Genomic DNA, 2880 nt, shown 5'->3' on the forward strand with positions numbered 1-2880 from the left:
GTGCCCACACTGATGATTGCTTTATATTGTTAAAGAACGTTGCGATTAAAGCGTTAAACTTTATCTCGCTAGGGCTGCGCATATTACGCTTTCCTATTTTTTTGTCAACACTTAATTTTGTTAAACTTGAAATTTTTCGAAACTAAGTTTTACTCGACTCACTGAGTAGCTCGTGCCTCGCTATGCGTTGGCGTTCCCCGTCTCAGTTGGGTCGCATTATAGGGCGAATCGATTTTAACGCAAGCGTTTTTAAACGGTTTTTTGCATTTAATTTTTACCCCAAAGATACCCCACCCAGACACACAAGATACCCACAAAACCCTGTGGATAACTCATTTTTTTGCGCTGTTTACTAAACTATTTACCTTGCTTGTGGTAAGTTGCGGCGCATATTTACAACTCGTTCACTAGGCAACACACATGACAGATATAATAAATAGTATAAGTGGTCTCTTATGGGGTCATATTTTAGTGTACTTATTAATAGCCGCTGGGCTATTTTTTACCATACGTCTTGGTTTCATCCAATTTGTACAATTCCCACACATGATTAAAGTCATGTTTCAAAGTCGCCAAGGGTCAGATGGCGGTATTTCCTCTTTTCAAGCTTTCTGTACTTCTTTAGCAGCCCGTGTTGGTACCGGTAATATGGCAGGTGTTGCAGTCGCACTTTATTTAGGTGGTGCTGGTGCTATTTTTTGGATGTGGTTAATTGCTTTGATCGGTATGGCCACTAGTTTTGCAGAAAGCACATTGGCTCAAGCTTACAAAATACGCGATGAAGAAGGCAACTTCCGTGGAGGCCCTGCTTATTATATGGAATACGGACTTGGCAAGCGCTGGATGGGCATCGTGTTCTCACTATGTTTAATTTTAGCCTTTGGATTAGTTTTTAATGCGGTACAGTCAAACTCTATCGCTGCAGCTTTTGAAGTCGCCTTTGGTATTCCTAACTATATAGTAGGTATTGCACTTGTAATTGGTTCAGGCATCATCATATTTGGTGGCCTAAAAACAATTTCACGATTTGCTGAATTAGCAGTGCCATTTATGGCCGCTGCCTACTTAATTGTTGCACTATATATATGTGCTGTAAATTACACTGAGTTGCCTGATGTGTTTATGCATGTAATTAGAAGTGCTTTTGGTCTTGAACAAGCTGGCGCTGGTGCAATTGGTTATGGTGTAATGCAAGCAATGATCCAAGGGATCAAGCGCGGATTATTCTCAAACGAAGCGGGTATGGGTAGCGCAGCTAACGCTGCAGCAACTGCAACTCCTAACCCACCTCACCCTGCATCACAAGGTTATGTACAAATGCTAGGTGTCTTTGTAGATACCATTATAATTTGTACAGCTACCGCTGCTCTTATTTTATTATCAGAACAGTTAGTACCAGGCTCTGATGTAACGGGTATAGCACTTACACAAGCAGCGCTTGAGGAGCATGTTGGTAGCTGGGGTGCAATATTTGTTGCCGTCGCTATTTTGTTTTTTGCTTTTACATCAATTGTAGCTAACTATTCTTATGCAGAAACGAACTTATTGTTTTTAGAGCATAACCATGCATCTGGCATGCTGATCTTCAGATTATTAGTGTTAGGTATGGTGATGTTTGGTGCCCTTGGTGAATTACCATTAGTGTGGACTCTAGCTGATGTGTCTATGGGCCTAATGGCGATTGTAAACGTAATCGCGCTATTTATGCTCTCAGGAGTTGTGGTATGGCTTGCCAAAGATTACAACGCTCAACGACGTGCTGGAAAGTTACCGACGTTTGATCCAAGTAAAAACAACAAGCTTAATAAAACTATTCCGAAAGGTATTTGGCACAAATAACTTTAAATAGATTTAAGTTAAAAACCCGAAACGGCCATGGCCATTTCGGGTTTTTTATTGTCTAGTACCCATTCGTTTAATTAAGTAGTCTATTTTGAGGTAGAGAAATCGTGTTAATAGCAAAGCAACAATTTCGATGTTTAGTTGTTCTATATGAGGAATTTTTAACGTAATTAGCGTCAAGTTTCGACTCTCAAAATGATTAAGTATTATTGCGGATTGGTATAAGCCTCGTCTTTATACCAATTCGCTTAATTAAGTGGTCTATTTTGAGGCTGGAAAAACGTGTTGATAGCTAGGCAAAAAATTTGCTATTTAGTTGTTCTAAATGAGACTTTTTTAACGCAGCTAGTGACACGTTTAGCCCCGTAAAATGATTACGTATTATTGCGGATTGGTATTATATTACTCATAGCAGTACCCACCTAGTGAGACCCAATCAAACACATTAGCATCATCAAGCTTCTCATATCCCTTATAAGCGATTAGTTAAACAGTTTACATCAACGCTCTTAATACATTTTGTGGCATTGTAATGGTGTTAATAGAAATAAGCTTATGCCGACTTTCGCTTATGTATCAAACGAAGCACAGCCACCACTTCCATTTAAGAGCCTTGTACCACTGCTTTTATATAAATAGCTTAATATTAGTACTCTATTGTGAGGTATGAAAATCTTATCGATAGCAAAACTTAAATTTAGTATTTTGTTCTAAATGAGAGGTTTTTTCCGTAGCTAGCGTCAGGTTTGAGCTATAAAAATGATCAGTGGTAATATATTGATGGGATAAGCTTTTGAAAAATGTGAGACTTAAAGATCTCAAACAAACGTAGTAATTTAGTGTAAGGAATAAGATACTAGTTTGATGATGCGATTTTATAATTAATGGTTTAATAAAATAATGGTTAAACTAGAATAAACAAGGAAAGTATAAAGTGGTGCCCGAGGCCGGACTTGAACCGGCACGACTTGTTAGTCGAGGGATTTTAAATCCCTTGTGTCTACCAATTCCACCACTCGGGCATCGAGTTTGCTAATA

General features: G+C 38.7%; 1 protein-coding gene and 1 tRNA gene. One reads left to right on the plus strand and one right to left on the minus strand.

All coding sequences use genetic code 11. The features are described from left to right. Positions 1–420 precede the first annotated feature (420 nt). Entirely contained in the window at positions 421–1839 is a 1419-nt protein-coding gene (locus CWB78_RS18165; RefSeq protein WP_010391487.1) for an alanine/glycine:cation symporter family protein, read from the plus strand. A gap of 938 nt (positions 1840–2777) precedes the next feature. Here the strand turns inward: CWB78_RS18165 and CWB78_RS18170 are convergent. Continuing rightward, positions 2778–2864 (minus strand) — tRNA-Leu (locus CWB78_RS18170). Positions 2865–2880 lie beyond the last annotated feature (16 nt).

It is taken from the genome of Pseudoalteromonas sp. S1612 (assembly GCF_005887175.1).
Classification (GTDB): domain Bacteria; phylum Pseudomonadota; class Gammaproteobacteria; order Enterobacterales; family Alteromonadaceae; genus Pseudoalteromonas; species Pseudoalteromonas undina.

Bases quoted from the DNA above. Each gene is read 5' to 3' on its own strand.
- CWB78_RS18165 (WP_010391487.1), top strand. From the start codon at position 421: ATGACAGATATAATAAATAGTATAAGTGGTCTCTTATGGGGTCATATT.